General features: G+C 70.5%; 34 protein-coding genes. 1 reads left to right on the forward strand and 33 read right to left on the reverse strand.

The features are described from left to right. Positions 1-14 precede the first annotated feature (14 nt). From ACH4F6_RS39080 to ACH4F6_RS39235, 32 genes are all read right to left on the reverse strand, one after another. The gene (locus ACH4F6_RS39080) at positions 15-503 is read right to left on the reverse strand and encodes a hypothetical protein (protein WP_397965395.1); all 489 of its coding nucleotides are present in this window, start codon (positions 501-503) and stop codon (positions 15-17) included. Then, positions 503-1,354: a N4-gp56 family major capsid protein gene (locus ACH4F6_RS39085; protein ID WP_397965396.1), complete on the reverse strand. Its 852-nt coding sequence runs from the start codon at positions 1,352-1,354 to the stop codon at positions 503-505. The genes ACH4F6_RS39080 and ACH4F6_RS39085 overlap by 1 nt, the downstream gene beginning before the upstream one ends. Positions 1,355-1,375: 21 nt before the next feature. Further along, the gene (locus tag ACH4F6_RS39090; RefSeq protein ID WP_397965397.1) at positions 1,376-2,041 is read right to left on the reverse strand and encodes a hypothetical protein; all 666 of its coding nucleotides are present in this window, start codon (positions 2,039-2,041) and stop codon (positions 1,376-1,378) included. A gap of 56 nt (positions 2,042-2,097) precedes the next feature. Then, positions 2,098-3,084, reverse strand: a complete 987-nt coding sequence (locus ACH4F6_RS39095) for a hypothetical protein (protein ID WP_397965398.1) — start codon at positions 3,082-3,084, stop codon at positions 2,098-2,100. Next, a complete protein-coding gene (locus tag ACH4F6_RS39100; protein ID WP_397965400.1) occupies positions 3,081-4,586 on the reverse strand; it encodes a phage portal protein in 1,506 nt (501 codons plus the stop codon). Before ACH4F6_RS39100 ends, ACH4F6_RS39095 begins: the two co-directional genes overlap by 4 nt. 11 nt (positions 4,587-4,597) lie before the next feature. Continuing rightward, entirely contained in the window at positions 4,598-6,232 is a 1,635-nt protein-coding gene (locus tag ACH4F6_RS39105) for a hypothetical protein (protein ID WP_397965401.1), read from the reverse strand. Continuing rightward, positions 6,216-6,692, reverse strand: a complete 477-nt coding sequence (locus ACH4F6_RS39110) for a hypothetical protein (protein ID WP_397965403.1) — start codon at positions 6,690-6,692, stop codon at positions 6,216-6,218. The genes ACH4F6_RS39105 and ACH4F6_RS39110 overlap by 17 nt, the downstream gene beginning before the upstream one ends. Positions 6,693-6,864: 172 nt before the next feature. Continuing rightward, a complete protein-coding gene (locus ACH4F6_RS39115) occupies positions 6,865-7,218 on the reverse strand; it encodes an HNH endonuclease signature motif containing protein (protein ID WP_397965404.1) in 354 nt (117 codons plus the stop codon). A 114-nt stretch (positions 7,219-7,332) separates the two neighbouring features. Further along, positions 7,333-7,533, reverse strand: coding sequence for a hypothetical protein (locus ACH4F6_RS39120; protein WP_397965406.1), 201 nt, complete (start codon positions 7,531-7,533; stop codon positions 7,333-7,335). 178 nt (positions 7,534-7,711) lie between these two features. Beyond that, positions 7,712-9,826 (reverse strand): FtsK/SpoIIIE domain-containing protein, encoded by a 2,115-nt coding sequence (locus tag ACH4F6_RS39125; protein ID WP_397965408.1) that lies wholly within the window; start codon positions 9,824-9,826, stop codon positions 7,712-7,714. Positions 9,827-9,912: 86 nt separating this feature from the next. Then, the gene (locus ACH4F6_RS39130; RefSeq protein ID WP_397965409.1) at positions 9,913-10,086 is read right to left on the reverse strand and encodes a DUF6257 family protein; all 174 of its coding nucleotides are present in this window, start codon (positions 10,084-10,086) and stop codon (positions 9,913-9,915) included. Between the two features lie 101 nt (positions 10,087-10,187). Then, a complete protein-coding gene (locus ACH4F6_RS39135) occupies positions 10,188-10,373 on the reverse strand; it encodes a hypothetical protein (RefSeq protein WP_397965411.1) in 186 nt (61 codons plus the stop codon). Between the two features lie 90 nt (positions 10,374-10,463). Further along, positions 10,464-10,781 (reverse strand): hypothetical protein, encoded by a 318-nt coding sequence (locus ACH4F6_RS39140; protein ID WP_397965413.1) that lies wholly within the window; start codon positions 10,779-10,781, stop codon positions 10,464-10,466. Continuing rightward, entirely contained in the window at positions 10,778-10,954 is a 177-nt protein-coding gene (locus ACH4F6_RS39145; protein ID WP_397965414.1) for a hypothetical protein, read from the reverse strand. Before ACH4F6_RS39145 ends, ACH4F6_RS39140 begins: the two co-directional genes overlap by 4 nt. Next, positions 10,951-12,069, reverse strand: a complete 1,119-nt coding sequence (locus ACH4F6_RS39150) for a conjugal transfer protein (RefSeq protein ID WP_397965415.1) — start codon at positions 12,067-12,069, stop codon at positions 10,951-10,953. The genes ACH4F6_RS39145 and ACH4F6_RS39150 overlap by 4 nt, the downstream gene beginning before the upstream one ends. Beyond that, on the reverse strand, positions 12,066-12,443 hold the full coding sequence (locus tag ACH4F6_RS39155) for a DUF6907 domain-containing protein (RefSeq protein ID WP_397965416.1): 378 nt from the start codon (positions 12,441-12,443) through the stop codon (positions 12,066-12,068). Before ACH4F6_RS39155 ends, ACH4F6_RS39150 begins: the two co-directional genes overlap by 4 nt. Then, positions 12,440-12,796 (reverse strand): hypothetical protein, encoded by a 357-nt coding sequence (locus tag ACH4F6_RS39160; protein WP_397965417.1) that lies wholly within the window; start codon positions 12,794-12,796, stop codon positions 12,440-12,442. Before ACH4F6_RS39160 ends, ACH4F6_RS39155 begins: the two co-directional genes overlap by 4 nt. A 99-nt stretch (positions 12,797-12,895) precedes the next feature. After that, entirely contained in the window at positions 12,896-13,138 is a 243-nt protein-coding gene (locus ACH4F6_RS39165) for a hypothetical protein (RefSeq protein WP_397965418.1), read from the reverse strand. A gap of 41 nt (positions 13,139-13,179) precedes the next feature. Further along, entirely contained in the window at positions 13,180-13,806 is a 627-nt protein-coding gene (locus ACH4F6_RS39170) for a hypothetical protein (RefSeq protein WP_397965419.1), read from the reverse strand. Next, complete coding sequence (locus ACH4F6_RS39175; protein WP_397965420.1) at positions 13,803-14,087, reverse strand: hypothetical protein; 285 nt, start codon at positions 14,085-14,087, stop codon at positions 13,803-13,805. The genes ACH4F6_RS39170 and ACH4F6_RS39175 overlap by 4 nt, the downstream gene beginning before the upstream one ends. Beyond that, the gene (locus ACH4F6_RS39180; protein ID WP_397965421.1) at positions 14,084-14,290 is read right to left on the reverse strand and encodes a hypothetical protein; all 207 of its coding nucleotides are present in this window, start codon (positions 14,288-14,290) and stop codon (positions 14,084-14,086) included. Before ACH4F6_RS39180 ends, ACH4F6_RS39175 begins: the two co-directional genes overlap by 4 nt. 13 nt (positions 14,291-14,303) lie before the next feature. Then, on the reverse strand, positions 14,304-14,810 hold the full coding sequence (locus ACH4F6_RS39185; RefSeq protein ID WP_397965423.1) for a single-stranded DNA-binding protein: 507 nt from the start codon (positions 14,808-14,810) through the stop codon (positions 14,304-14,306). Positions 14,811-14,882: 72 nt separating this feature from the next. After that, entirely contained in the window at positions 14,883-15,311 is a 429-nt protein-coding gene (locus ACH4F6_RS39190) for a hypothetical protein (protein WP_397965424.1), read from the reverse strand. Positions 15,312-15,340: 29 nt separating this feature from the next. Continuing rightward, positions 15,341-15,580: a hypothetical protein gene (locus ACH4F6_RS39195; RefSeq protein ID WP_397965426.1), complete on the reverse strand. Its 240-nt coding sequence runs from the start codon at positions 15,578-15,580 to the stop codon at positions 15,341-15,343. A gap of 237 nt (positions 15,581-15,817) precedes the next feature. Next, complete coding sequence (locus tag ACH4F6_RS39200; protein WP_397965427.1) at positions 15,818-18,505, reverse strand: hypothetical protein; 2,688 nt, start codon at positions 18,503-18,505, stop codon at positions 15,818-15,820. Next, positions 18,502-18,804, reverse strand: a complete 303-nt coding sequence (locus ACH4F6_RS39205) for a hypothetical protein (RefSeq protein ID WP_397965428.1) — start codon at positions 18,802-18,804, stop codon at positions 18,502-18,504. Before ACH4F6_RS39205 ends, ACH4F6_RS39200 begins: the two co-directional genes overlap by 4 nt. An 86-nt stretch (positions 18,805-18,890) precedes the next feature. Further along, positions 18,891-19,139, reverse strand: coding sequence for a hypothetical protein (locus tag ACH4F6_RS39210; RefSeq protein WP_397965429.1), 249 nt, complete (start codon positions 19,137-19,139; stop codon positions 18,891-18,893). Next, positions 19,136-19,459: a hypothetical protein gene (locus ACH4F6_RS39215; RefSeq protein WP_397965430.1), complete on the reverse strand. Its 324-nt coding sequence runs from the start codon at positions 19,457-19,459 to the stop codon at positions 19,136-19,138. Before ACH4F6_RS39215 ends, ACH4F6_RS39210 begins: the two co-directional genes overlap by 4 nt. Next, on the reverse strand, positions 19,456-19,650 hold the full coding sequence (locus ACH4F6_RS39220) for a hypothetical protein (protein WP_397965432.1): 195 nt from the start codon (positions 19,648-19,650) through the stop codon (positions 19,456-19,458). The genes ACH4F6_RS39215 and ACH4F6_RS39220 overlap by 4 nt, the downstream gene beginning before the upstream one ends. Then, on the reverse strand, positions 19,647-19,856 hold the full coding sequence (locus tag ACH4F6_RS39225; RefSeq protein ID WP_397965433.1) for a hypothetical protein: 210 nt from the start codon (positions 19,854-19,856) through the stop codon (positions 19,647-19,649). The genes ACH4F6_RS39220 and ACH4F6_RS39225 overlap by 4 nt, the downstream gene beginning before the upstream one ends. Further along, positions 19,853-20,311 carry a hypothetical protein gene (locus tag ACH4F6_RS39230; protein WP_397965434.1) on the reverse strand — a complete coding sequence of 153 codons (459 nt, stop codon included), beginning with the start codon at positions 20,309-20,311 and terminating at the stop codon, positions 19,853-19,855. Before ACH4F6_RS39230 ends, ACH4F6_RS39225 begins: the two co-directional genes overlap by 4 nt. Before the next feature lie 95 nt (positions 20,312-20,406). Further along, positions 20,407-20,673, reverse strand: a complete 267-nt coding sequence (locus tag ACH4F6_RS39235; protein WP_397965436.1) for a DNA-binding protein — start codon at positions 20,671-20,673, stop codon at positions 20,407-20,409. Between the two features lie 90 nt (positions 20,674-20,763). Here ACH4F6_RS39235 and ACH4F6_RS39240 point away from each other — a divergent pair, with 90 nt between their 5' ends. Continuing rightward, positions 20,764-21,654, forward strand: a complete 891-nt coding sequence (locus tag ACH4F6_RS39240; protein ID WP_397965437.1) for a helix-turn-helix domain-containing protein — start codon at positions 20,764-20,766, stop codon at positions 21,652-21,654. Between the two features lie 112 nt (positions 21,655-21,766). Here ACH4F6_RS39240 and ACH4F6_RS39245 read toward each other — a convergent pair whose 3' ends face one another. Continuing rightward, entirely contained in the window at positions 21,767-23,260 is a 1,494-nt protein-coding gene (locus ACH4F6_RS39245) for a recombinase family protein (protein WP_397965439.1), read from the reverse strand. Positions 23,261-23,307 lie beyond the last annotated feature (47 nt).

Consider the following 23,307-nt stretch of genomic DNA (forward strand, 5'->3'; position numbering starts at 1 on the left):
CGGCCCCCTCTCTGCTACTTGGCCATCTCGATCAGGTCGGCCTTGGTGTAGTTCGCCGCGTCCTCGCGGGACATGTGCTGCGTGCGCGCGACGTAGACCACCCACTCGGCCTTGGGCGCGTTGGCCGCGGGCCGGTCCGGGTCCGTGCCCGTCTCCTCCGGGGCCACGTCGCTGCGGGTGCCGGGCTCGGACACGATCTCCGTGCGCGGCTGCGGCCCGGCCTCGCCCTCCCGGTCGCCGGGGTCGGACGCGAACTCGGTCCGCGGCTGCGGGCCGTCGTCGCCCGGCCGGTCGCTGGGCTTGGACTTCTTCTCGGTCCGCGGCTCCGGCCCGGCCTGCGCCGCCGCCTCCGGCTCGTCGTCCGGCCAGCTCCACTCGCCGGCCTTGATGCGCCGCTCGATGAGGTCCCGCGTGAACGGCTGGCCGACGGTCACCCGGAACGGGGCGCCGCCGCTGCCGCGCAGCAGGACCTCCTGGCCGTCCTTCAGCTCCCGCCCGGCCATCAGATGATCACATCCGCGGCGGCCAGGCCGGTCGGGCGGATGACCTTGGCGCCGTACAGGTGCAGGCCCTTCACGATGTCCGCGAAGCCCTTCTCCTTGCGGGTCGCCTCGGTCTTGTTGATCTGCTCGGCGTAGGTGACCGCGCCGTTGTAGCCGGCGATGACGAGCTTGCCCGCGCCCGCGCCCGGACCGTTCGGGGCGTTGTTGGACTTGCGGATGGAGAAGCCCGCGGCTTCCCCGACCATGCCGTTGGTGCGGGTCGCGGCGGCCTGCGCGTCGCCGGTCCCGACGAAGCGGTCGTCCTTCAGCAGCAGGCCGTAGAACGCGGGCGTGACGACCGCCCAGCGGCCGGCGTCCGGCACGTTGTCCTCATCGAGGATCGTGCCCAGGTCCACGAGCAGGTCGTAGGCGTCGGACGGAGAGGTCAGGGTCTGCTCGGCGACGAGGTTACCGGCGTCGATGCCCGCGGCCATGAGGCCGGCCACGTAGGCGTCGGCGACGTCGCGCAGCTTGTACGCGGCCTTGCGGGCCTGCTCGGTCAGCACGCGGCCGCCGTTGAACGCCTGCCGCTTCTCCACGTCGTCGACCTCGAACGCGAAGTACTTCGACTGGTCGATGAGCAGGGTGGCGTCGGTGTCGTCGACGTCCTCGATGGTGATGTCGACGTGCGGGGTGTACGTGCCGATGGTCGGCTCGGCGAGGCCCACGATGTGGACGGTGTCGCCGTAGTTGGCGATGTCGCCCTCGTACTCGCGGTTGACGATGCCGGGCGCCGCGTAGACGTGGGACTTCTCCAGGGTGACCAGAAGGTTGGCGTTCCACACTTCCGGCTTGAAGGCGCTGATGGCCATGGGGATCTCCTCGAAGGGGGGTTACCGGGTGTTGCCGAGGTAGTCGTCGAGGCGGCCTTCCTGCTGGGCCTTGACGATCTCGGCGTGCTTGCCCGCCGCCGACAGACGCTTGACGTCCGCCTCGGTGAGCTGGGAGGGCCGGGCATTCCCCTTGCGGGCGCCGGAGTCTGCGGTCCCTTGGAACCGCGGCTTGGGGGTGCCGCCTTGCGCGGCCAGGTACGGCTTGGACTTGATCAGGTCGTCGATCGCCTCGGCGACCTCGTCGGCGTCGACGTTGCCGTCGGCGTCGACCTCGAACTGGGACAGGTCCAGGAAGCGGTGGGCGTCGGCCGGGTCGGCGAGCTTGCCCGCGGCCGCGGCCCGCACCTCCGCCTTCACCAGGCGCTCGTTGACGCGTGCCAGGGCGGTCTGCTCAGCCTGACGCACCAGGGCGTCCCGGTCGGGCTGCTCGCCGTCGGCCGGCTTGTTGAGCTCGGCCAGCTGGGCCTCGAGGCTGCGGCGCTTCTCGCGCTCCGCCCTCAGCTTGCCCTTCATGGTGTCCAGGGCCTTCTTGCCCGGGTCGCCCAGGGCGTCCGCACCCTCCGGGTCCTCGGTCTCCTCCGGGTCGTCGACCGTCTCCGGTTCGACCTCGGGCACCTCTTCGGGGGCGGTCTCGGTCTCGGGCTGGACAGGGGTGGGTGTGGCCATCGTGCGCTCCCATTGCGGGGTTGGGCCCGGGCGTTGCGCGCGGGCGAGCGAGAAGGTCAGGCGATGTAGCCGTAGCGGCGCAGCAGCTGCACGGCGTGCGTGCGGTCGTCGGCCACGCGGTAGATCTCTTCGGGCATCAGGCGGGCCTCAGTGGGGCGGAAGCCGCGGATGCTCCGCGAACGGGGGATGGCTCCCGCCTGCTGGAGGCGGCGGAACTCCTGCCGGCGGAACTCGCCGCGCACCGTGCCCTCGGTCGTGGTGACCGCGCGGCCGCCCAGGACGGACGCGCCGGACATGCCGCGGCGGGCGTTGACCAGCTGCCCCACGTCGGCGCCCTCGGCGAGGGCCTTGGCGCCGGCCTCGCCGAACGTCTTGCGCCGCTGCTCCTCGGACATCTGCGCCACCAGTTCCTTCGGCGACGCGGGCCGGGGGCGGTGCTCCCGGGTGACGGGCTCCATGCCGCACTTGCAGCGCGGATGCCGCAGGAACGCCTTGTCCGTGTGGTACTCGTTCCCGGCGAGGACCACGCAGCGCGAGCAGGCGCCGCCCTCCACCACGCGGATGTAGCCGGTCACGGTTGGACGCGCGGTCATGGCGGCCGAGTCGGCGGCCCGCCCGATGTCCGCGACTGCGGTCTGGGCGATGGCGTCCAGCATCGACCGTCCGGCGACCAGGGCCTGGACGATGGGGCGGCCAGCGGTGACCAGCCGCAGCGCCGTCCAGATCGGAGCCATGAGGACCCCGGCGAGCGGGCGGCCTGCGCCGTCGACGCCGGTGAACGCCTCAGGGACGATGCGGCCGGCGTCGGGCCGGTCGTCGTTCTCCGGTCCCAGCAGCTCGTTCAGCCACGGCGCGGTCATCTGTGCGGCCGCCAGCTGCCCGCTCATGATGATGGCGAGGACGTCCCCGAGCAGACCGAGCCAGGACTGGTACAGGTGGTCCTCGTCCAGGCGCCGCCAGATGTGGTGCGTGGCCAGAGCCGTTGCCACCGTCAGGCGCTGCCGGGCTTCCATGTGCGCGACCGCCTCCGGGGACGGGCTCACGCCGCCGGCTCCTCACCCTCGCCCGGCCCCTCGTCGGGGTCGGTGTCCCCGGGCGGGACATTGCCGGCGGTGGGCGGGCCGCCGCCGATCTGCCGGGTGAGCTCGGTGACCGGGTCGGCCTCCAACTCCTCCATGCGCATCGCCATCACGTCGGCCACCTCGGTCGGCGTCAGGCCGTAGCGCAGGGCCAGCCACTTGAAGGGGAAGCCCAGCTGCTTCAGCTTCAGCAGCGCGTCCGCCATCTGCGCGTGGCTGCGGGACTCCGCGTCCTTCCACAGCACCCGCCCGGAGCGCAGGGCGGCCGCCTTGGCGTCCTCACCGCGGGCCAGGGCGATCAGCCGGGCCATCTCACGCAGGCCCTGCCCGGACCAGATCTGCTTCTCCTCGGTCCGCTTGACCAGGCCGGTCTCCGCGGCGAGCAGCGCGCCCTCCGCCAGGTTGGCCATCTTCCCGACGAGATAGTGCTGGGGGGTGCGGGTCTGCGCGGCCAGGTGCCCCACCGCCACCTCGATCAGGCCGGTGTACATGGCGAGGTTGGCGGCCTGCCACTCGCCGATCCGGACGTCCTTGCCGTTGAACATCATCACGCGGTCCACCGCGAACTTCTCGATGTCCACCGGCTGCGTGCCGATGACCTCGCCCTCACTGTTCAGCTTCGGAATCACGGGGCGTTCGGCGCCCATGATGACCCGCTGCGGGAAGGACGCGTAGTCGGAGGCGGTGAACAGCTGCGCCCACAGCAGGTTGATGGCGTCCTGCATGGCGATCACGCCGCGCACGTCGCTGATCGGCTCGCCCACCAGTACCGACTTGTTGGGCAGCTCCACCATCGGCACCACGCCCATGGGGTTGGGCTGCGGGTTCGGCTCGCCCAAGGCCTCCGGGTCGCGCGGCGACCACTTCTTCATCGCCTCGTCGACGTCGACCATCTGCGGGGACTTCTCCCCGTCATGGACCACGTGCGGGCGGCAGAACTTCCACACCTCATCCGCCAGGTAGAGGGTGGCGTAGTCCTCGCCGCCGTCCTGCCAGCGCTTCAGTGCCGCCCGCCGCAGCCGGCGCGAGCCGGGCTCGTAGGCGATGACGCACTGGGAGGGGTCCTCGAACGTGACCACGGGCATGTCCGGGTCCTTCGGGTCGCCCCACACCAGCACGAACGACCGAGCGTTGACGACCGAGCCAAGGAAACCGAGCTGGCTGTCCGCGTCCAGGCCGTTGACCTGCCACACCTTCCACAGATCCTTGTCGGCATCCGTTTCACCGGAGGCCTGGAAGCCCGTGACGGTGAGCCGCTCCACCGGGGAGTCGGCCACCACCTGCGTCCAGTTGTCGGAGAAGTCGCGGTAGCGGTCCCCGTGGAACTTCGCGAACTCATCCGACGCGAACTTCAGCGGGTGCTCCCCGCGGTAGTAGGCGTTGTGCCGGGTGATGTCCCGGCTGCGCTGCATGAGCTCCGCCTCCAGCAGCTGCACCAGCTGCAGGGCCTGCTCCATCGTCGCCATCGGGCCCCCTCTCAGCTGCCGTAGTAGAAGGACTGCTGTCGCTCGGCGAGGCCGGCGGCGATGACGTCGCCCAGCGCCTCGTGCGCGAGGACGCTGGGAATGGTGGCGTCGATCTTCTGAGCGGGGCTCGCCTTGCGCAGCACGTAGCGGTCCATCGGGCGCGCGGCCGCGCGCGTGTTGGCGATGTGGTCCGCTGTGATCGGGCACCCGTCGTGCGTGAACGCGGCCCCCTCGCTGTTGCGCTTGACCACGTCCGTCTTCAGCCGCTCGCACGCCGAGTGCATCTGGACGATGCGCCGGGTGTGCCAGCGGATCACCCGCTCCTCGCCGTACAGGTCGACCCATTCGTCGATCTCGGTCTCCCAGTAGGGGGGGTCCGCGTACAGCCGCACCACGTCATAGCGGAACATCAGCTGCTGCATCGCCGCGCGCACCTCCGCGCGCGGAACCTGCCCCCCGTAGTCGGCCGGGTTCCAGATGGTCGGCTCGTCGTTCTCCCCGTAGACCGGGGTGAACTGGTAGCCGTCCATCGTCTCCGCGCGGATCGCGGTCCAGTCGTCCACGTCCGAGCCGTCGAACCCGAGGACGATCCGCGTCATCGGCCGCACCCGGCGCGGCACCGCCTTGGCCGCCCACTTCGCCGGATCCAGCCAGGCCGCCGACCCCGACACACACCGATTACCGAAGAACCGCTCGGCCTGCGCCGGGTCCTTCTCCATGATCTCGGCGGCCTCCGCCTCGATCGCGTCCAGGTCGACGTGCGACGACCCGGCGTAGACGATCGCGTGGATCTTCCGCCGGTCCCGCTTGCTGCCGTAGGACAGCGTCTTCGGCGCCTGCGGGTGGTAGCGGAAGATGTCCCGGGACTTCGACTCGGACGTCGTCTGCGCCACCGAGTTCTCCGACGGATCCCACCCGTTCGTCGTCTCCATCGACCGGCCGCCCATACCGGCCAGGCCGCGCCGCTGCGTCTCCGCCACCCGGCGCAGCTTGTTCGCCGTGGTCCACAGACCCGTCTCGTCCTGGTTGGCGAACGTGATCGGGTTGCCCAGCCTGCTCATGGCCGACGACGTCACCGTGTCGATGCGACCCGAATCGCCGACCCGGGTGAACTCCTCGCCGACCCGCATGAACTCCGACAGCGGCCCGAGCTTCACCATGTTGCGCAGCGGCCGGTAGACGTTGTCGACCTGGTCCTCGGCCGTGGCCACCAGCTGGATCAGCGGTGTCGGCCACGGGGTGCCCATCGGCTCGCCCGCCTCGTACTGGTACCACCAGCCACAGCTGCAGCCGTGATCCGAGCACCGGTACACCTCGCCGCCGCGCGCCCACCCGGCGAACACCACCGGGCCCGCGGCCTCCGCCAGCGTGATGGTCGCCGACCACGGGCCCTTGCCGGTCTTCTGCGGCGCGACGATCTGGCTACGGCGGTAGCGGAACGCCGGCGCCAGCTGCCCCACGCGGGCCTCGGGCTTCACCCGGTAGTGGTTGACCGTGCACCACAGCTGCCACGGATACAGCTCGAGGTCCTCGCCCTGCCGGAAACCGTCCGGGATCGGGCAGTGCGCTTCGATCCAGTCCGGGACGATCCACAGCGTGGGGAAGTCGACGACGAACTCGGGCCCGGCGTCAGGCCCCTTCACCACTGGGCACGACCTTCAGCCGGTCACGGGCAGATGGGCGACGCGCCGCTGGCGCGGCCTCCTCCGTCTCCGTCTCGACCCCAGCAGCCGGGGCGATCTTCCACCGGTTCCGCAGCATCCCGGTGACGCTCAGACCGAGACTGTCGAGGTAGCCGCGCACCATCTTCTTCACGTCCACGCGGGCGTCCGGCCGCTCCGCCTCCGCCAGCGTCCGCGCGAACAGCGCCACCTCCAGCTCCTGGCCCATCTCCTCCCACACCACTGCCTGCGGCTTGGACCACAGGTCCTCCCACAGCGCCCACTCCCGGTCCGTCGCCTCCGTCAGCGGCCACTCGGGCAGCTCACCGGTACGGCCCTCAGCCGGCAGCGTCTTCCACCCACCACGCTCGGCAGCCTTCACCTGGCGCAGGGAGTTCGGGTCCGGCGGCGGCCCGGAGACCGCGCGCGCTCCACCACGGGGCATGGTCGATCACTCCTCCGACGCTGCGTTGCGCAGCACGAACGGCGTCACCTTGCGTGACGACCGGGGGGTTCTGGGCGGACCTCTGAACCCGACGAACCAGACAGCGCCCTCCCCCGCGCTGTTCCACCCCCAGGCCGCCGGGGGTCACCCCCCTGGGTCCGATGACCGAGCGTCACGTGCCCCATGTCTCGGCTGCGGTCTTGCGCGAGTGGTGCCGCTTGCTCATGGCCTGCCAGTTGCTCGGGTCGAAGCCGCGGGGGCCGAGGGGGCCGAGGCCGTCGATGTGGTCGACCTCGGTGGCCAGGTCGCGCTGGAGCTGAGGCAGGGCCGCGCACTCGGTGCACTCGCAGTAGGGGTGCGTCTGCAGGTACTCGGCACTGGCCTTGCGCCATGCCGAGTTGTAGCCGCGGGTGTTGGACTGAGGTCTGGCTGCTCGGGCTTTGGCCTGGCAGGTGGGGCAGCGCCCGGACTGGGTGAGAGTGGGACAGCCTGGCGTCGGGCAGACCTGCATCGCTCGTCGAGGCATGCGGGCCTCCGGGTACGACGAAGGCCCCGGGTGTCCGGGGCCTTGGTATGTCTGCGGTGCCCTCCTACGGGCACAGTTGTACACCGAGATCGTTGCACTCTGTCTGACCTGCGGTCAAGCGACGCTGCGGGCAGCCCGCTTAGCGGCGAGGGCGGCGACGTCGGCGGCGAGGTACCAGGGCTGGCGCGGGCTGCCGCCGGAGCGGGTGAGCTGGCCTCGGTGGACGATGCTGCGGAGGCCGGTGAGGGTGACGCCGAGGACGCGCGCCGTCTGGTGCGCGGTGAGGTGTCCGGGTCTCAGGTTCTGCGACTCCATGCCCCCATGATGCGGCAGTGAGTGACCTTGTGGCGGGCGCCAGAGAGGCCGTCTCCAGGGGCACTTGCGGGTCCCTGGGGACGGCTTCACTGCCTCACTTGATCGCCGTTTGCGCTGATCAACGCCAGTGAGGCGGGGCAGTGACCTTGGAAGTGGAAAGTCACTGCCCACTGCTGGGTCACTGGGCCTCTGCGAGCTCCTCCGCGCGCTGCTCCAGGGCCCGCTCGACGCTCTCCAGGCGCACCACCGGATAGCCGTCGTAGGTACCGGTGTCCTCCCCGTACTCGGCGAGGAGGGCCTTGAGTCGGGCGCCGGTCCAGTGCTCGTACACGGCGTGGTTGCGGGCCTTGAGGCGGTGCAGGACTTCGGTGGTGCGTACCCGCTTCTCCCGGCCGACGACGGCGGCCAGGTCGGCGAGGTGGTCGACGGGCTGGACGACCTCCAGCTTGTGGACGGTGGCGACGCTCTCGCGGCGGGCCTTGGCCCGATCGGTGAGCACGGCGGCGTCCTCGCCGGAGATGAAGTGCGTCCGCACGGTCACGGAGGCCTGTCCGGCCTCGAGCGGGATGCCCTCGCCCGCGACGACCAGCGTGCCGCGGTCCTTGCCGCGCCGGAGCTTGTGCGGGGCGGCGCCGGCGTCGACGGGGGCCTCGCCGAGCGCCATCTTGGCCTGGGACTCGGTGCCCAGGACGAGGGAGCCACGGATGTGGTTGCCCTCACGGCTGCGCTTGGGCAGGTTCTCGTCGGTGGGGTCCTGGGTGCCTTCCCAGATGGTGACGTTCACGACCCGCCCCTGGTCGTGGATCTTCTTGACGGCCATGAAGTAGCGGCTGGTGGCCTTGGCGCCGCCGTAGGGGCGGCCGTCGAGGCTCTTGGCGCCGCATCCGTAGGCGACCTGGGCCTCGTCGACGATGAGGACGATGGGGCGGAAGCGGGGGTCGGTGCGGGCCATCTCGCGGGTGACACCGTCCGTGGCCCCGGACTCCTCCAGTAGGGCGATGCGCTTCTGCATCTCGTCGACGCCCCACTCGACCATGTCGACGGCCTGGGCGACGTGGTCGTCGGTGGGGCCCTGGATGAGGACCTGGGCCAGGCCGAGGAAGCCGCGCCAGTCGCCGACGCCCTTGAGGTCGGCGATGTAGAAGTCGACGGTCGGGTCGAAGGCGAGCCACAGGGCGAGGGCGCGCAGGGAGGCGGTCTTGCCCTGGTTGGACAGGCCGGTGAGCAGGATGTGCCGCTGGAAGACGCTCACGCCGACGGCGTCGCCGCGCAGGTTCTGCCCCCACGGGGCGGAGCCGGTGTAGTAGTCGGCGGTCACGTCCTCGTCGGCCATGAGCGGGGAGGGGCCGATGGGCTCGTCGAGGGCGCCGCTGTCGGCGATCCACAGGCGCACGGTGCGCGGGGCGGGAGGGATGGTGATGAACACCTCGTGCTCGTGCCGGTTGAGGTTCTCGGCGAGCTTGCGGCGCTTGGTCTGGATCTCCTCGGTGGACACCCCGGACGGCAGGGTGACGTCGACCTCCACCCCGCATCCGGCGATCTTGATGGGGGACAGCATGGCGGCGCCGATGTCGCCCATGCCGTCGATGGCCTTACGCAGGGCGGAAATGCCCAGGTCACGGAAGGCGACGACGACGATGGACGGAGTGATGGTGTCGCCGAAGGTGCGGGCACTGGCGGGCAGGGCCCACTGCGGGGCGGTGTGCTGGTGCCGGCCGAGGGCCCACACGGTCGCGAGCGTGATCCAGGGGGCGGCGAGCAGGAACGGGTCCCAGACGATGCCGCCGATGAGCGCGACCAGGCGGACGAGGTCGATGACGGTCTCGATGGGGGTGAGGACGTCTCGGACTTCGCCGCTGCCCCAGGCCAGCAGGATGCCGAGCATGAGCAGTACTCCGGCACCGCCGGCGGTGGCGAGGCCGATGGCCTTGGGTGCCTGGATCATGAGCTGGAGCATGTCGAGGCGGCGGCGGTGGCGGGCGGCCCGGTAGGCCTGGGCGCGGGCCTCCCATTCCTTGACCTCGTCCATGAGGCCGGCGGCTTCGGCGGCGCGGATCATCCGCTCGTAGCGGCTGCTGCTGCGGGAGTCCCAGACGCGGCGGGCGGTGACCTTGGTGCCGCCGGCGATGTAGGAGGCGTGGCGGACGGCGAGGCGGCCGATGGTGCGGACGCGCTCGTCGGCGAGGGCGGCCTTGGTGATGCGCAGGTAGCGGGCGCGGCGCCGCTGGGTGCGGGTCGAGGACACCTTGGCGTCTTGGGTGTCGTCTGGAGTCTTGATCAGGGTCACTGACATCCTGGGGCTTCCTACCTCTTGCAGGGGTACGGAGGCCCGGGGCGGCCGATCTTCCCTGGCCGGTGGACGGCCGCCCCGGGGCGTGGCTACTGCTGCTGCTTGCGACGGCGGGCCTGGTCCTCGATGCGCTCGATGCGCCGCTGCAGGTCGCTGATGTCGACGCTGTCGCCCGCCAGTCCGCGCTTCGCCATACGGGCCGTCAACGCGGCGACACGGGCCTTCTCTGCGGTCGTGAAGTCGGAGAACGTCAGATCGTCCATGGGGTCCTCTCGGGTTGCGGGCCGGACTGTCCGGCCCCACCGCACCCCCGCCAGCCGTGGGCTTATCCCCACGGCTGGCGGAGGACGGAAGGGCTGGCAGGTCAGTCCTGCGCCCGGTACTTCTCCATGACCTTGAGCGTGTTGATGTTGTCGAGGGCGTTGTCGATCGTCTTCTGCGCGGCCCGGGCGCCGGCCGCGTTGCCCGCCATCCGTGCGTCGCTCTTCCGGCCGCTGGCCTCGCGGATCGCGGTCTCCTGCTCGGCGATCTGACGGCTGTACTCACCCATGGCGTTGTCCTCTCAGGTTGCGGGCCGGCCTGTCCGGTCCCACCGCCCGACAGAGGTCCTGAAGGAACCTCTGTGGGACGGAAGGGCCGGTCAGCGGCCCTTCTGCATGTCCTGCCAGATGTGCCGGAGGATCAGGAAGCAGCCGGTGGCGCAGCACGCGGCGATGGCGATGGCGATGGACGCGAAGGCCAGGCCGATGCCGCCGACGCACACGCCGCAGCCGATCGCCAACCACTCGCCGGCGCTGCGGCCCGGCTTGTGCTGGTGGCCGCAGGCCGGCGCCTGCGCGGTCTGCTGGGCCTGAGCCGCCTTGGCGAGCTCCAGCGCGGCGAGCGCGATCTGTACGGCGGCCGTGTCGGTCTCGGCGCGGGCGACGGCGGCCTCGGCCTTGTTGAGGGCGTCGCTCACGACGTCCACCTCCTGATGCGTCGGGTGATGCGCGGCCACAGCAGGACGCCGGCGCCGACCGCGAGGAAGGCGGGCTGCGCGACGACCGCGGTGACGGCGGCGAGGACCAGGGCGAGCAGCGCCGGGTAGGCGACGAGGAGCCCGAGGAGGGCGCCGAAGGTGAGGCGCATCATGCGTATCCGCCCTCCATCGGCGTGGCCGGGGGCTCCGGCTCGGCCTTCTTCGCCGCTCGGGAGAGGGCGGTGCGGACGTAGGGCTCATCGACAAGGAGGCGCCGGTGCCGGGCGATGTGCTCGACGATGTCCTTGGCCTTGGCGTCCGGCCCGAGGGCGGATGCGGCCTCCATGACCGCGCCCTGCAGATTGACCGGCTCCAGGGCGCTGACCTGCTGATGCGCGGGCGCATCATCGCGCTGCACCTCGTACTCGGCGGGCCGCTGGCCGAGGACCAGGGCGACCGCGACGGGGTCGACGGTGACCCCGTAGGTGCCGAGCAGATGCGCGAGCTCGGCCGGGGGCGCATCAGGGCGGCCCTGGTGTGCGAGGCGGATGGCCTCGGTCGGGTCGAGGGTCTCGAAGTGGCGGCGCAGCGCCTCGGTGGCGGAGTCGCGGCCGGGCGTCACGGGCGGCGCTGCGGCGGTGGCCGGGGTGGTGGCGCCGTACATGGCGGCGAGGGCCGCATCAGCTCCGTCACGGACGCGGTGGCGTTGGACGTCAACCAGGCCGGCGCCGAGCTCGGTGTCGCCGACGCCGACGTACCGGGCGAGCCTCCAGTAGCGGCGCTTGGCGAGCTTGCGCTGCCACTTGCTGGGGTGGCCGTCGGCGACCGCCTTGTGGAAGGCCAGGTGTCGGGCGGCGTCTGCGGTGCGGCGGAGCGTCTCGGCGTCCGTGCCGGAGGTGTAGACGACGATGCTGCGGGCGATGAAACCTAGGCCCTCGGCGGCGCCGGACATGGCGAGCGGGGTGACCGCGTACACGGCGGCTTCCCGGGGGCTGCCCGCGATGGTCACGCCGATGCAGGACGCGGAGACGGGGGCGAGCCACATGCCGAGCCGGACGACAGCCGGGGAGGACATGCCGAGCATGGTCCGGCCGAGCATCACCATCGCGAGGATGAGGGTGAGGCCCTCTCCTGCGGCGACGACGCCCGCGGCGGTGGCCTGCCGGTGGAACTCGGCGGCGGCGTTGCTGTAGGTGCCCCAGGCGCCGGCCGCGCCGACGGCGAGCATCAGGGCGGCTGCGGTGGCGAGGACCCCCCGCTGCCCCTTGGTGAGAGTGCGGGTGGTCATCGGCCACCTCCCCGGACTCGCTCCAGCTCGGTGGCGAGCTGGTCGAGGACGTCGAGGTGGGCGCGCACGGTGGCGGTGAAGTCCCGGACGCTGTCGGGGTCGAAGTTGAGGATGTCGCCGCCGGCGTCGACCGCGAGAACGGGCAGGGGCTCGGGGGCAAGCTCGGAGAACGGGGCGTGGGAGATCCACGCGGTGAGGAACGGTTCGGGGCCGCGGCGGGTCTCGATGTGGGCGGAGACCTCGGGCCCGTTGTGGGTGATGTCCGGCCGGAACTGAGCGCTGGTGTGGGGGTCGATGCACCAGTCCGGTTCGTCGATCTCCAGGGACTTGATGACGAGGACGGGCACGTTGACGAAGCGGGGCTCGGTGCTCACTGGGCCTCACCACCGTCGAGGGTGACGGCCTCGGACCAGGTCTTGCCCGCGTCGAGGGCGGCGTGCGCCTGGTCGACGGTGACGTACCCGGTGATGGGGTGCTCGGCGAGGCGCTCGCGCAGGTACTTCGCGGTCCAGGCCGGGCCCAGGGCGGGGCCGTCGTCGAGCAGGTTCCGCAGGGCGATCCGGGCGTGGACGACGCGGGTCGCGAGCAGGCGGTCGTGCACCTCGGACCCGCCGGTCGTGGCCGGGTGCGGGAGGTCGATCGCCTCGAGGACGGCCGCGAGCAGGTCGCGTACAGGCTCGGGAAGGGTGGTGTTGTCCGCGCAGGCGGACGTGGAAAGATCGGTCATGCCGACTCCTGCCGTAATCAGGATGTTCGGTGGAGGGTCGGGCGGTGCGATCGCCCCGGGTGCGCCAACACCTGGGAGCTGCTGTCCGGCCCTCGCTGTCTATTCGGTTGTGGGGGCGTCCGGCTTGGGCGCCTTCTTGCGTTGGTCCCTCTTGAGCGCCTGGTCGACGGCTTGCCAGCTGCGGCCGAGGGCGCGGGCGACCTCGGCGACGGAGCCGAGTTCGTCGACGCCGTCGCGGAGGGCTTGGGCTCGTCGAGAGGCGGCGTCGGATGCGGCTTGGTTGAGCTGCGCCAACAGCTCTTCCTCGTCGCGGACCCGGTCCCGCCAGGGCTTGGGTTCCATCGGGACGACTCTATCCAACACCCCTGTTGGATGCAAGGTCTTCATGCCGACTCCCGCGGTTGGTAGTGGCGGAGCAGCAGCAGGTCCTGCTCGGTGGCGTACACGCAGTTGCACCAGTCGCACACCAGCTTGGTCTGGCCGGGCAGGTGACGGATCACGGCGCCGCAGATCACCCCGGAGGAGTCGACCGCCACGCACTGCCCGATCCGCCGGCCGCGCTCCGGCAGCGCGCCGACGATCGACAGGGCCGCGCCCTCCAGCTCGCGCACCTCCCGGGCGAGGTCGCCGGCCGCCGGGTAGCTGGCCGCGATCCACGGCAGCTCCATGCCCAGCCACCGGGCCGCGCGCCGCACCCGCTCCTCGACGTCGCCGACGACGGCCGGCTCCCCCCAGCCACGCACCCGCTGGACGTCGGAGCGCCACGACTCCAGGACGAGGGCGATGCCCCCGTAGCGGAGGTCGAGGACGGCCTCGTCGACGGGCAGGCCGCTCACGGCGTGGCCGGTGGAGACGCGCTCGGCGCCGCCGCGGGCGGCCGGGGCGAGGAACCCGGCCAGCGCCGCGTACAGGGTCGGCATCCGCTCCAGCCGCTCCCCGAGGGCGAGCGTGTCCCCTGGGCAGAGGTGCCCGGCCTCGAGGTCGCGCTCGCACAGTCCGCAGGTGTTCATGTCTTCTCCGCATCGCCGTCGAGCCTGTCGAGGGCCCGGCCGAGGTCCCCCATGGCCTGCAGGTACATGCGGGCCAGCGGCTCCACGACCTTCATCAGGTCGTCGATGACGGAGCCGGCGGGGACCCAGGTGAAGCCGCCGTCGGCACGATTGAGGGCGGGCATGGTGTCGTCGTCCGGGTCGATGAAGCGTGCGAGGGCGTGGCGCAGCGCGGCGCGCAGCTCCTCGTCGCCAGGGGCGGGCGCCAGGTCCCGCCCCTTTCCGGCGTCGGCCCCGGTCACCGGCGGACCCCCGTGCGCTGCTGCAGCCGGTGCAGGCGGACGCTGTTGAGGTAGTGGTCGGCGGCCGCGCGGCGCCGCGCCTGACGGGACTCGGCGAGGCTCCGTCGAGCGTCGCGCATGTCGCCGATCATGTGCAGGACGGCCATGGTCTGGGCGCCGATGCCGATGCCGCAGATGAGCATCTGGAGTTCGTTCACAGTCACGTCGGCTCCTTGATCAGAAAGGGGGCTCGGACGGGGCGCCCTGTGCGGCGGGCTGCTGCTGCCCGCCCCATCCGCTGCCCTGCGGCTGGCTGTTGGCGGGCTTCGCTCCGGCCCACGAGTCATCCGTGGGCGTTCCCCCACGGTTGCCACCGCGGCCGGAGGTCTTGGTGACCTTGGCGGTGGCGCGGGCGAGGGCCGGGCCGACCTCGTCGACGTCGAGCTCGAACACGGTGCGCTTCACGCCCTGCCCGTCCTCGTAGGACCGCGGCTTCAGCCGGCCCTGGACGATGACGCGGGTGCCGCGGGCGAGGGACTCGGCGACGTTCTCGGCGGCCTGACGCCACACCGAGCAGGTGAGGAACAGCGTCTCGCCGTCCTTCCACTCGTTCGTCTGCCGGTCGAAGACGCGCGGGGTCGACGCGACGCGGAACTTGGCGACCGCGGCGCCGGCCGGGGTCCACCGAAGTTCCGGATCATCGACCAGGTTGCCGACGACGGTGATCACGGTCTCGCCTGCCATGGCGGGCTCCTTCGTGGTGTGCTGGATGGGAGGCCGGGCCCGGTGACCGCGGGCCCGGCTGGAGTGTGCGGATCAGGCGGGCTGCTGGGGCGCGGACGGTTCCTCGCTGGGGTGGTACAGCCGAACGAAGCCGTCGTCGCTGGTGGGGTTGCTGGCGAAACCGTCCTTGTCGACGACGACCGGCTCCAGGTCGCCGTCGTCCTTCGCGTTCCAGGCCACGACGCGGAACGTGAAGGTGGTGCCGTCTTCGTCGCGGTACTCGGCGAGCCAGCCGTCACCAGGGAAGGTGGCGACGACTTGAGGAGCACTGTCTTCCATGAGGCCAGCGAAGTTGCTGTAGCTGTCGGCATCGACGAGGCGGCCGGTCTTCTCGTCTACGACGAGTGCGGTCTTGTCGTCGTCCCAGGCGACGACGGGCTTGGTGGAGTGGTGGGTGGTGTCAGTGGCCTTGTTGTGGTGGCGGTAGCGGGCCACGTAGGCAGGACGGTTGGCCGGGATCATCTGCATCTCCTTCGGCGAGTGGGGTTGAGTCAGATTCCGTTACTGGGGTCGTGGTTGGGCCGGTAGACGACGTGGCGGTTGCAGTGCTTGAACGAGTCCTCGGTGAGGGCGAACGGCGGGTAGCCGGGCCCTGCGTCGACGAAGGGCAGCAGGACGTCGCCGTCGTCGCCGGTCGCGGTCTTCCAGGCGATGACTGGGTCGAGGTGCTCGCCTTCGTCGTCGGTCTCACGGACGTACCAGCCGGGGGCTGCGGGGAGGAAGTTGGACATCAGGTCTCCTTGATCGGTTGGAGGGAACAGGGGGACGAGGGGGGACAAGAGGGACAGCGTTTGTCCCCCCCTCCCTCGCGCGCTATGCGAGTCCTCTAGTAGTTGATCTTGATCTCCTATTAGTGCAGGTCAGATGCTTGCTTGCGTCTGCAATAGTTTCTGAGTGGAACGAAATTCGTCGCTCCGGGGGAAGAGGGGGGGGACAAACGCTGTCCCCTGTCCTCCCCTTGTCCCCCCTCACGACGGGGGGACAGGGCCCGGCGCGAACTTCCCGTCCGTCTCGACGAGCCACTCGCGCAGCAGAGCGTAGGAGTAGGCGTCGGACAGTAGACGCTTCTCCCGGCCAGCCGCCCGCTTCCTCAGTTCCGTGCGCGGCAACGGCCCCTTCGCATGCACATGAGCCGACAGCCGCAGCGCGAGGCGTTCGACAGCCCGTTCCGTCCGCTTCTCCTCCGCCAGCTGCTTGGCGTGGTCGACTCGGACTTCCTCCTCGATGCGCGCCGTGGTCCGCTTCTCCTGCTCGGCCCGCCGCTGCGCCACGGTGTACTCCAGCACTGCATCGCGGGTCGCGCACGACGCCTCCCACAGCGTCTGCGCCAGCTGCCAGTCCTCCGGGTTGACGTGTCGTCGCCCGGCGAGGATGGCCAGCAGCGAGGCGAGCTTCACTCGCATCACCGGGGCCTGTGAGTCGAACGGGTTCAGCTCCGATGCCTGCACCATGCCGCGGACCTTGGCCAGGTCGGCGGCGCGCAGCTCCGCCTTGATGGACTCGTCGAAGGAGATGAGCACGAACCGGCTCGCCGAGTCCCCCGGCGCAACCGTGGCCGCGTCCTTCCACGCGGTGAGCTCCCCGGGCCAGGCCGGCGGCACGTCAGGGATGGCCGGGTCGATGACCTGCACCCACACGAACCGCTGCGGCGTGCCCTCGGCGACCTCCTCGAACAGCGGGGCCACGGTCTCCGGCTGGAAGCCGACCAGCAGACCGAGGCTGTACGAGCCGCTGGGGATGTACCGGCTGGTGTCCTTCGAGGCGTTGGTCTGCCCGAGGGTCTGGCCGACGGCGGCGCTGCGGAGGGTCTCGCCGAGGGTGGAGCCGGACCGTTCCTTCATCAGCCGGGTGATCGTGGCGCCCTCGTCGACGTAGAAGAACGCGTTGTGCCGGACCTGCTTGCGGACGTTCACGGTGACGGGCGTCTCCGTACCGCCGCGGCCCCGGCGCACCTCGCCGGTCTCCTCCTCGACGACGCCCATGAACACCTCGGCGAGGCCCTCGCCGGAGCCGAGCGGCAGCCCGTCGCGGAAGTCCAGCTCGGGCGGCGCGGGCATGAGCCGGTCGGCGACCTCGACGCCGGTGGACTTGCCGATGCCGGACGGGCCGATGATCCCGCCGAACAGGTTGAGCGAGGCGTACCCGGCGATGCCGGTGTCTGCGCGGATCCGGTGCGACACCAGCGATGACAGGCGGGTGAGCACCGACAGCAGGGCGACGTCCCCGGACCGGCTGCGGGAATGCCCGGCCTGACGGATGTGCGCCAGCTCGGGGCGCGCGGCGTAGAACTCCTCGGGGATCAGGCCCGGGATCCCGCCGGGTTGCTCCGTGCCGTCGTCGTCGGCGGGGTCCGGCTCGGGCGTCTCGTCGAAGGATGCCCACATGTCCTCGGGCGGCGGGGGCGGAGCGGCGGTGCGCTGCCCGGGCGGCCGGCAGTGCTGCCGCACCCGGCCCAGGACCGCGGCAGGCAGCGCCCGGGCGGCCGCCTGGGCGTCCTGGTCGAAGGCGGCGCGCAGCACGTCGCGGGCGGCCTCGCGTTCGTCGCCGCCGTAGTGGATGTGCGCCCACAGGGTGGGGACGGTCAGCTTCCGCCCCGCCGGCTGCTGCCCCACGGGCAGGCCGGAGCGCTCGGACCAGTTCACGGCGACGTGGTCGTCGCAGACGAGGCTGTAGTCGCTGTCCGCTGCCCCTTCGGCGCCGGCCGGGCGCAGCCACTTCTCCCGCCCGTCGGCGGCCGTGCCCCGGTACGTCCAGCCCGCGGACTCCAGGACGTCACGGAACGCCAGTTCGGTCGCGAGGATGTCGAAGACGCTGGTTCCCCCGGCCGAGCGCGGGAAGGTGGCGCGTCGCGGCGGAGGTGCGGCGTGCGTGGTCCGCCCGGTGCGTGCGGCGTGCCGGGCTCGCTTCTCGGCGGCCGCCTTCTCCAGCAGGGCCCGCGCGTCCGGCTCCAGCCGTGCGACGGCTTCGCGCATCACGGCCAGGTCGACGGGCTCGCCCGTGCCCGGGAAGCTGCCCGTCGGCCGGGGCTCGGCCTTGCGGTTGACGGTGCCGGGGATCCGCATGAGCCGGTCGAGGTTGCCGATCTGCGTGTCCCACGAGACGCCGTGGGAGTAGGCCGACCCGCCGAGGACGGCCTGCAGGCCCATGGTGAACTGCTCGACGGTGGCCCGGTCGTCGCTGCTGATGATGTACGGCTCGGCGAGCACCCAGATCGGGTTGTAGCCGCCGCCGGACAGCCACCAGCCGGACGGCTGCGGCAGCCCGGACGCGGCCACGATCTCGCGGACGTGGTCGGCGTCGGACGGGTGCGGCAGGTCGTCCAGGCCGGGCTTGTGCCCGGTGGTGCCGTAGTCGCCGTCGGCCCACAGGAACGTGAGGCCGTGCGCGAGTTCCTTTCCGCCGCGTCCCTCGGCGGGCCGCTCGCGCAGGGTGGTCACCTGGGCGTAGACGCCCTTCGCGGACCGCCCGTCGAGCGTCATGGCGTACTGGGTGGCGGCCGCGATCCCGGCCTCGTCGGTGGTGAACCGGCGTCCGGCCCAGCCGTCCTTGTCGGAGCAGATGCTGAGCAGTCCGGGGACGTCCTGGAAGTGGTAGGCCAGGGACGCGTGGATGAGTTGCTCGTCGGCGACGAGGGGTGCGGGCGGGGCTTGGGTCACTGGTGCACCGCCGGGAAGTAGTAGACGCCGGTCGGGCGGCCGACGCAGCGCGAGCGTCGAGGGCAGACGCGCGGCGCCGAGGCGAGGCCGGCCGGGTGGACGTGCTGGTGGTCGCAGAACGGGCAGTCGACGACGAGCAGCGCCCGCGGCTTGCCGTCTTCGTTCTGGGTGTCCCGGTACGGGACGAGGCGGGCCGCGGCGGCGGCCATGCCGAGCCGGATCGGGGTCGGCTGGATCTCCGCCTGGTCCTGCTCGGTGTCCTCCCCGAAGAGCGGGAGGACGGTGGTCGTGCTGTTCACGAACGTGCTCTCTTCTACGAGCTGGCCAGATGGTTCGTGGGGTGCGGGCGGGCGCCGTGGGGGGAGGTACGGCGCCCGCCCGTGGCTCATGCGGCCTTCCGCTTCTCGTGGGCGATGTCTTCGGCGGCCGCGGTGATGCGGGTGCACCAGTTGCGGGCGGTGGTGAGGACGGAGAGCGGGGTGGGCTGCTGCTGCAGGTCGTGCCGGATGGAGTCGAGGACCATCTCGTGCAGGGCGCGCTCGGCGGCGCGCTGCACGTACAGCTCGTCTTCCGTCACCGGCTCCAGGTCGACGGGGTTGTCGACGGGCCACTGGCCTGGGCGGCGCTCGCTCACTGGGCACTGTCCACGTTCTGCTCGATCCAGTCGGCGATGTCCTGGAAGGACTGGGCGGGCCGGCCGGTGGCCAGTGCGTAGAGCGCCCGCATGCTGACCTCGAATTCGGCCGCGTTGGCGGCGGCGTTCTTCGGGGTGGCGCCGCGGGCGGCCAGGTACCGCTCGGCGGCGAACGGGTCGGACTGCGCCCAGGGGGCGGCGGTCTCGGACTCCATCTCGTAGACGAGCCGGAAGCAGGCTTCCGGGATCTCATCCCCCTCGCCCATGCCCTGGACGGCAGCGAGGAACTGCGCGCGCTCGGTGTATGACAGGTCGCTCACTGGTTCTCCTCCTTGCGGTGGATGGGCCAGCCCGGCCCGGGCGGCGTCTCGGGCAGGCCACGCAGGGCGTTCGGGGTGTGGGCGGGGTAGCGTGGGCCGGGGATGTACTGGCGGACACCCTCGACTTGCTTGCAGTGCCGGCGTTCGGCACCGATCCAATGGCGGCACTCGGAGCGCGTCTTCTCGGTCACGCCGCCTCCTGGCGCTTAGCGGTGGTGACCGTGCTGAAGATCGTTCGGAGGGTCGCAACCTGTTCCTGGCTGAGGGGCGGGGCCTCCGCGACGATGCGGTCGATGCGCGCCCAATAGGCCGCGTTACGAGCCGGGTCGGTGAAGCGGACCGGGCGAGCCGGGGGCGTATCGCCTCCGACGGCCGGCGTGCTTTGAGGGGCGGTCACCCCTGTTCCTTCTTCTGCAGGTCAAGGACCAGGTCTCGGATAGCGGCAAGTCGTTCGGTGGCTGGCTGTCCCTTGGGAACGGCGGCGATGACGCTGCCGTCGTTCTTGACTGCGGCGAAGGCGCGAAAGCGGGCGGCGAGGTCGGGTGCGTCCTCGACGAGGTTGGCTATGTCGAGCTCCTCGAGCTGGATGTCAAACGCGGTGAGGAACGCGGGGATGAGGACCTCTTCGGCGTACCGGTTGACGAGGGCCTCGATGCGGCTGGCCTGTTCGCGGAGCATGGTGACCTTGGCCAGCGCTTGGGCCACGGTGACCACCTGAAGGTCGCCCTGGTTCCCCTGCGTGGCGGCGACCAGCATGGGCTGGCCGTTGTCGGGGTCGGTCATGACCTCGACGGTGAGGTTGACGGAGATGCTCTGGTCGACGAACGGCGCCTTTGCCGTAACGTGAGTCATTGAGACGTCTCTTTCCGGCGGCGGCACTGATGGGGTGGGCAAGACCCCGGGTGTCGCCGTCTTGCTAGTTAGCGCTGGTGCGGATCGGGCCGTTCTCAGGCGGCGTCGGACGGGCAAGGTTCGGCGCCGTCACCGCTCTCGGGGGTGATGTGCAGGACCCGGAGCAGGTCCGCCGTGATCGCTCGGTACGCACGCCCCGCCCGGATGACCTGGCAGGGAAATTCGCCGCTTCGGGCGAGTGCGTATGCGGTGGTTCGACCAACTCCGAACGCGCGGCCGGCCGTCACGATGTCGATGCTGGCGGGCAAGGCCAACAGCTCCTCTCGTGTCAGCGCGTGCGCTTCTGTGCTGACTTGTGTCATGAAGTGTCACTCCGCTGTACCGTTGAGCACTTGCATCACAGCATGAGTGGCTGTCTTGTCGCGTGTCAAGTGGTGTCGTACTGTGCTGCCATGACACAACAGCAATCGTGGTCCGAGAGGCTGGCTCGTGGCGTCGCGCGAGAGTTGCGCCGGCACAGGGAGCGGCGAGGCTTGAGCGCCCAGGAGCTTGCCGATAGTTGTGCTGCGCTTGGGATGCCGATTCAGAGGTCGGTGATTGCGAACTTTGAAAACGGCCGCAGGGCATCAATCGGCGTTGCCGAGTTGCTCGTTTTCGCGGCAGTCCTGAAAATCCCACCAGTCTGGCTCATTGCCCCGATGGGCTTTGAGTCCAGTTTCGAGATCCTTCCTGGTTCGGATGTAGATCCGTATGCATCTGCTGCGTGGATTAGTGGGGAGCACGCGCAAAGTGGTGAAGAGGAGGTCTACGGAGATAACCCCGTACCGCTCTGTGATGACTTGATCTTCCTGATGGGGCAGATCGAAGAGTGCAGGGAAAAGGTTGAAGAGATCCGGCCGGTAGTGGAGAGGGTTGCTCCCGAGCTGGACCAGATTGAAGAGCAGCTGGCGCAGCTCAGGAGGGAGTTCTTCCGCCACGCAGAGAAGCAGAAGGACATCCTGAACCAGGTCAAGGAGCTGGAGGCGCAGGAGCGACTTGCAGACTCCACAAACGAGATGTTCGCGGAGGCGGATAGGAGCTATAAGCTCATGACCGAGTGCAACGAAAAGATGGAAGCGCTAGTTGAAAAGAAAAGTGAACTTGCTCAGAGTCGATCCAACCTAGAGGTTTATTTGAGTTATCAGGCCGACTATGAGAGAGATGCGCGAGAAGTGATCAATGAGTTCAGGGCGAAGGGATGGCTCCCACCCAAGATTCCTGAGTCTCTGGCATATTTGCTGGAGGAGCCGAAGAGGGAAGCTCCTTTGCAAGTCCCCGCTCGTCGCCGTAAGCGAGGCCAGTAGAGGAGCTCATGTGCTGACGTCTCGACGTGCTGACCGTAATAAACACTGCGGTCTGGACGGTCGGCTGATGGACAAGACTCGCCTACAGCTACCAGCAGGGAGGATGAGCTACCTACGCGTCCTGCCCCCGCTTCCAAGCGAACACCACCGCGTCGTAGTCGAAGTACCCCCCGTCCGGCATGCGTCCGGGTCGGGGGGTTTTCAGCGTCACCTCGACCAGCGACCGCAGCGCGTTTCGTTGTCGGTCTAGGTCCAGCGCCTTCCAGGCCTTCCGCACATCCGGCGCCCCCACCAGACCGACCAGCGGATCCAGGGTCGCCGCCCGTGCGAGCTGCTGCGTGACACCCTCCAGCTGTGCCCGCGCCGTGTCGGTGCCCTGCGTGAACTGCACCATGTCGATCTGCCCCGCACCGAACAGCGCCGCCAGGTCGGTCATCCGCCGGCGGATCTGCTCGCTCTCCGCCTGCAGGCCCGCGACGTTCACGTCGTCCGGACCGGGGAGCAGCAGCTCGTGCGCGTCCGGCTGTGACAGCCGCGCGACGACGGTGTCCTCGACGTACTGGTCGACGACCTCGGCGCGCCGGCCGCCGCCGTGCCCGGTCTGGCACCGGTAGCTGGGGAACCGGCGGCCGCCGGACTGGGTGACGAATACGTACTCCGTGCACTCCCCGCGGCCGCACCGGAAGAGCAGCGATCCCAGCCACTTCGGCGTAGCCCCGGGCGTCGTCCTGCGGTCCGGGTTCTTCAGGATCGCCACGACGGCCCTGTACTTCGTCTCGTCGACGATCGGGTCCCACTTGCCGCGGCCTACCTCCTCGCCCCTGTAGACGGCGATCCCCGCATTCCTGGGGCGCAGCAGCATGTCCCGCATGTCGGTGTGGGTGACGGGGTTCCCGCGCGTGGTGAGGATGCCTTTGTCGGCGCACCACTTCACGAGGCCCCGGATGGAGCCGCCGGACAGGATCTCGTCCGTCCAGTAGCGCAGCGCCTCGGCCTCCTCCGGTACGGCCTTCATCATGTCCAGCTCCGGAACCTCGACCTCCTCGCCGGTCTTCCGGTCGACCTTCTTCTTCGTTTCGCCGGTGGGCATGCCCCAGCCGAACGGGCGAATGCCGCCCATCCACTCACCGTTGAGGGCCTTCTGCCGACGGGCGCGGGCGACGCGCTCCCCCTTGTGCTCCCCCTCCTGGCGGGCGACGGCGCCGAGGATCCGCGCGGTCATCCGGCCGGTCGGCGTGGACAGGTCGAGTTCGCCGGCCTGGACGGTGTGCGTGGACACGCCGCGCCGCTCGCTCAGGGCGATGTACTTCTCCAGCTCGGTGGGCGAGCGGTGGAGGCGGTCGGTGTGCCAGGCGACGACGATGGTCGCTGCGCCCTGGTCGAGGTCGGCGAGCATCTTCTCGTAGCCCGGCCGCTTCTTCCCGGTGAAGGCAGAGATGTCGTTGTCGACGTAAGTCTCGGCGACATCCCAGCCGTTACGTTCCGCGAGGGCCTCGCAGTCTTCGCGCTGGCGGTCGACGCCGAGGCCGGCGCCGGTGCGGTCCTGGCTGATGCGGCAGTAGATGACGGCGCGCGTCCGGGCGCCCCCCGTCTGGGTGCTCTTCATGACGTGAGTGTGCCTCAGTAGTGGTGTCTTTGTCCGGGGTTCGGGAA

It is taken from the genome of Streptomyces sp. NPDC017936, from assembly GCF_044328485.1.
GTDB lineage: Bacteria > Actinomycetota > Actinomycetes > Streptomycetales > Streptomycetaceae > Streptomyces.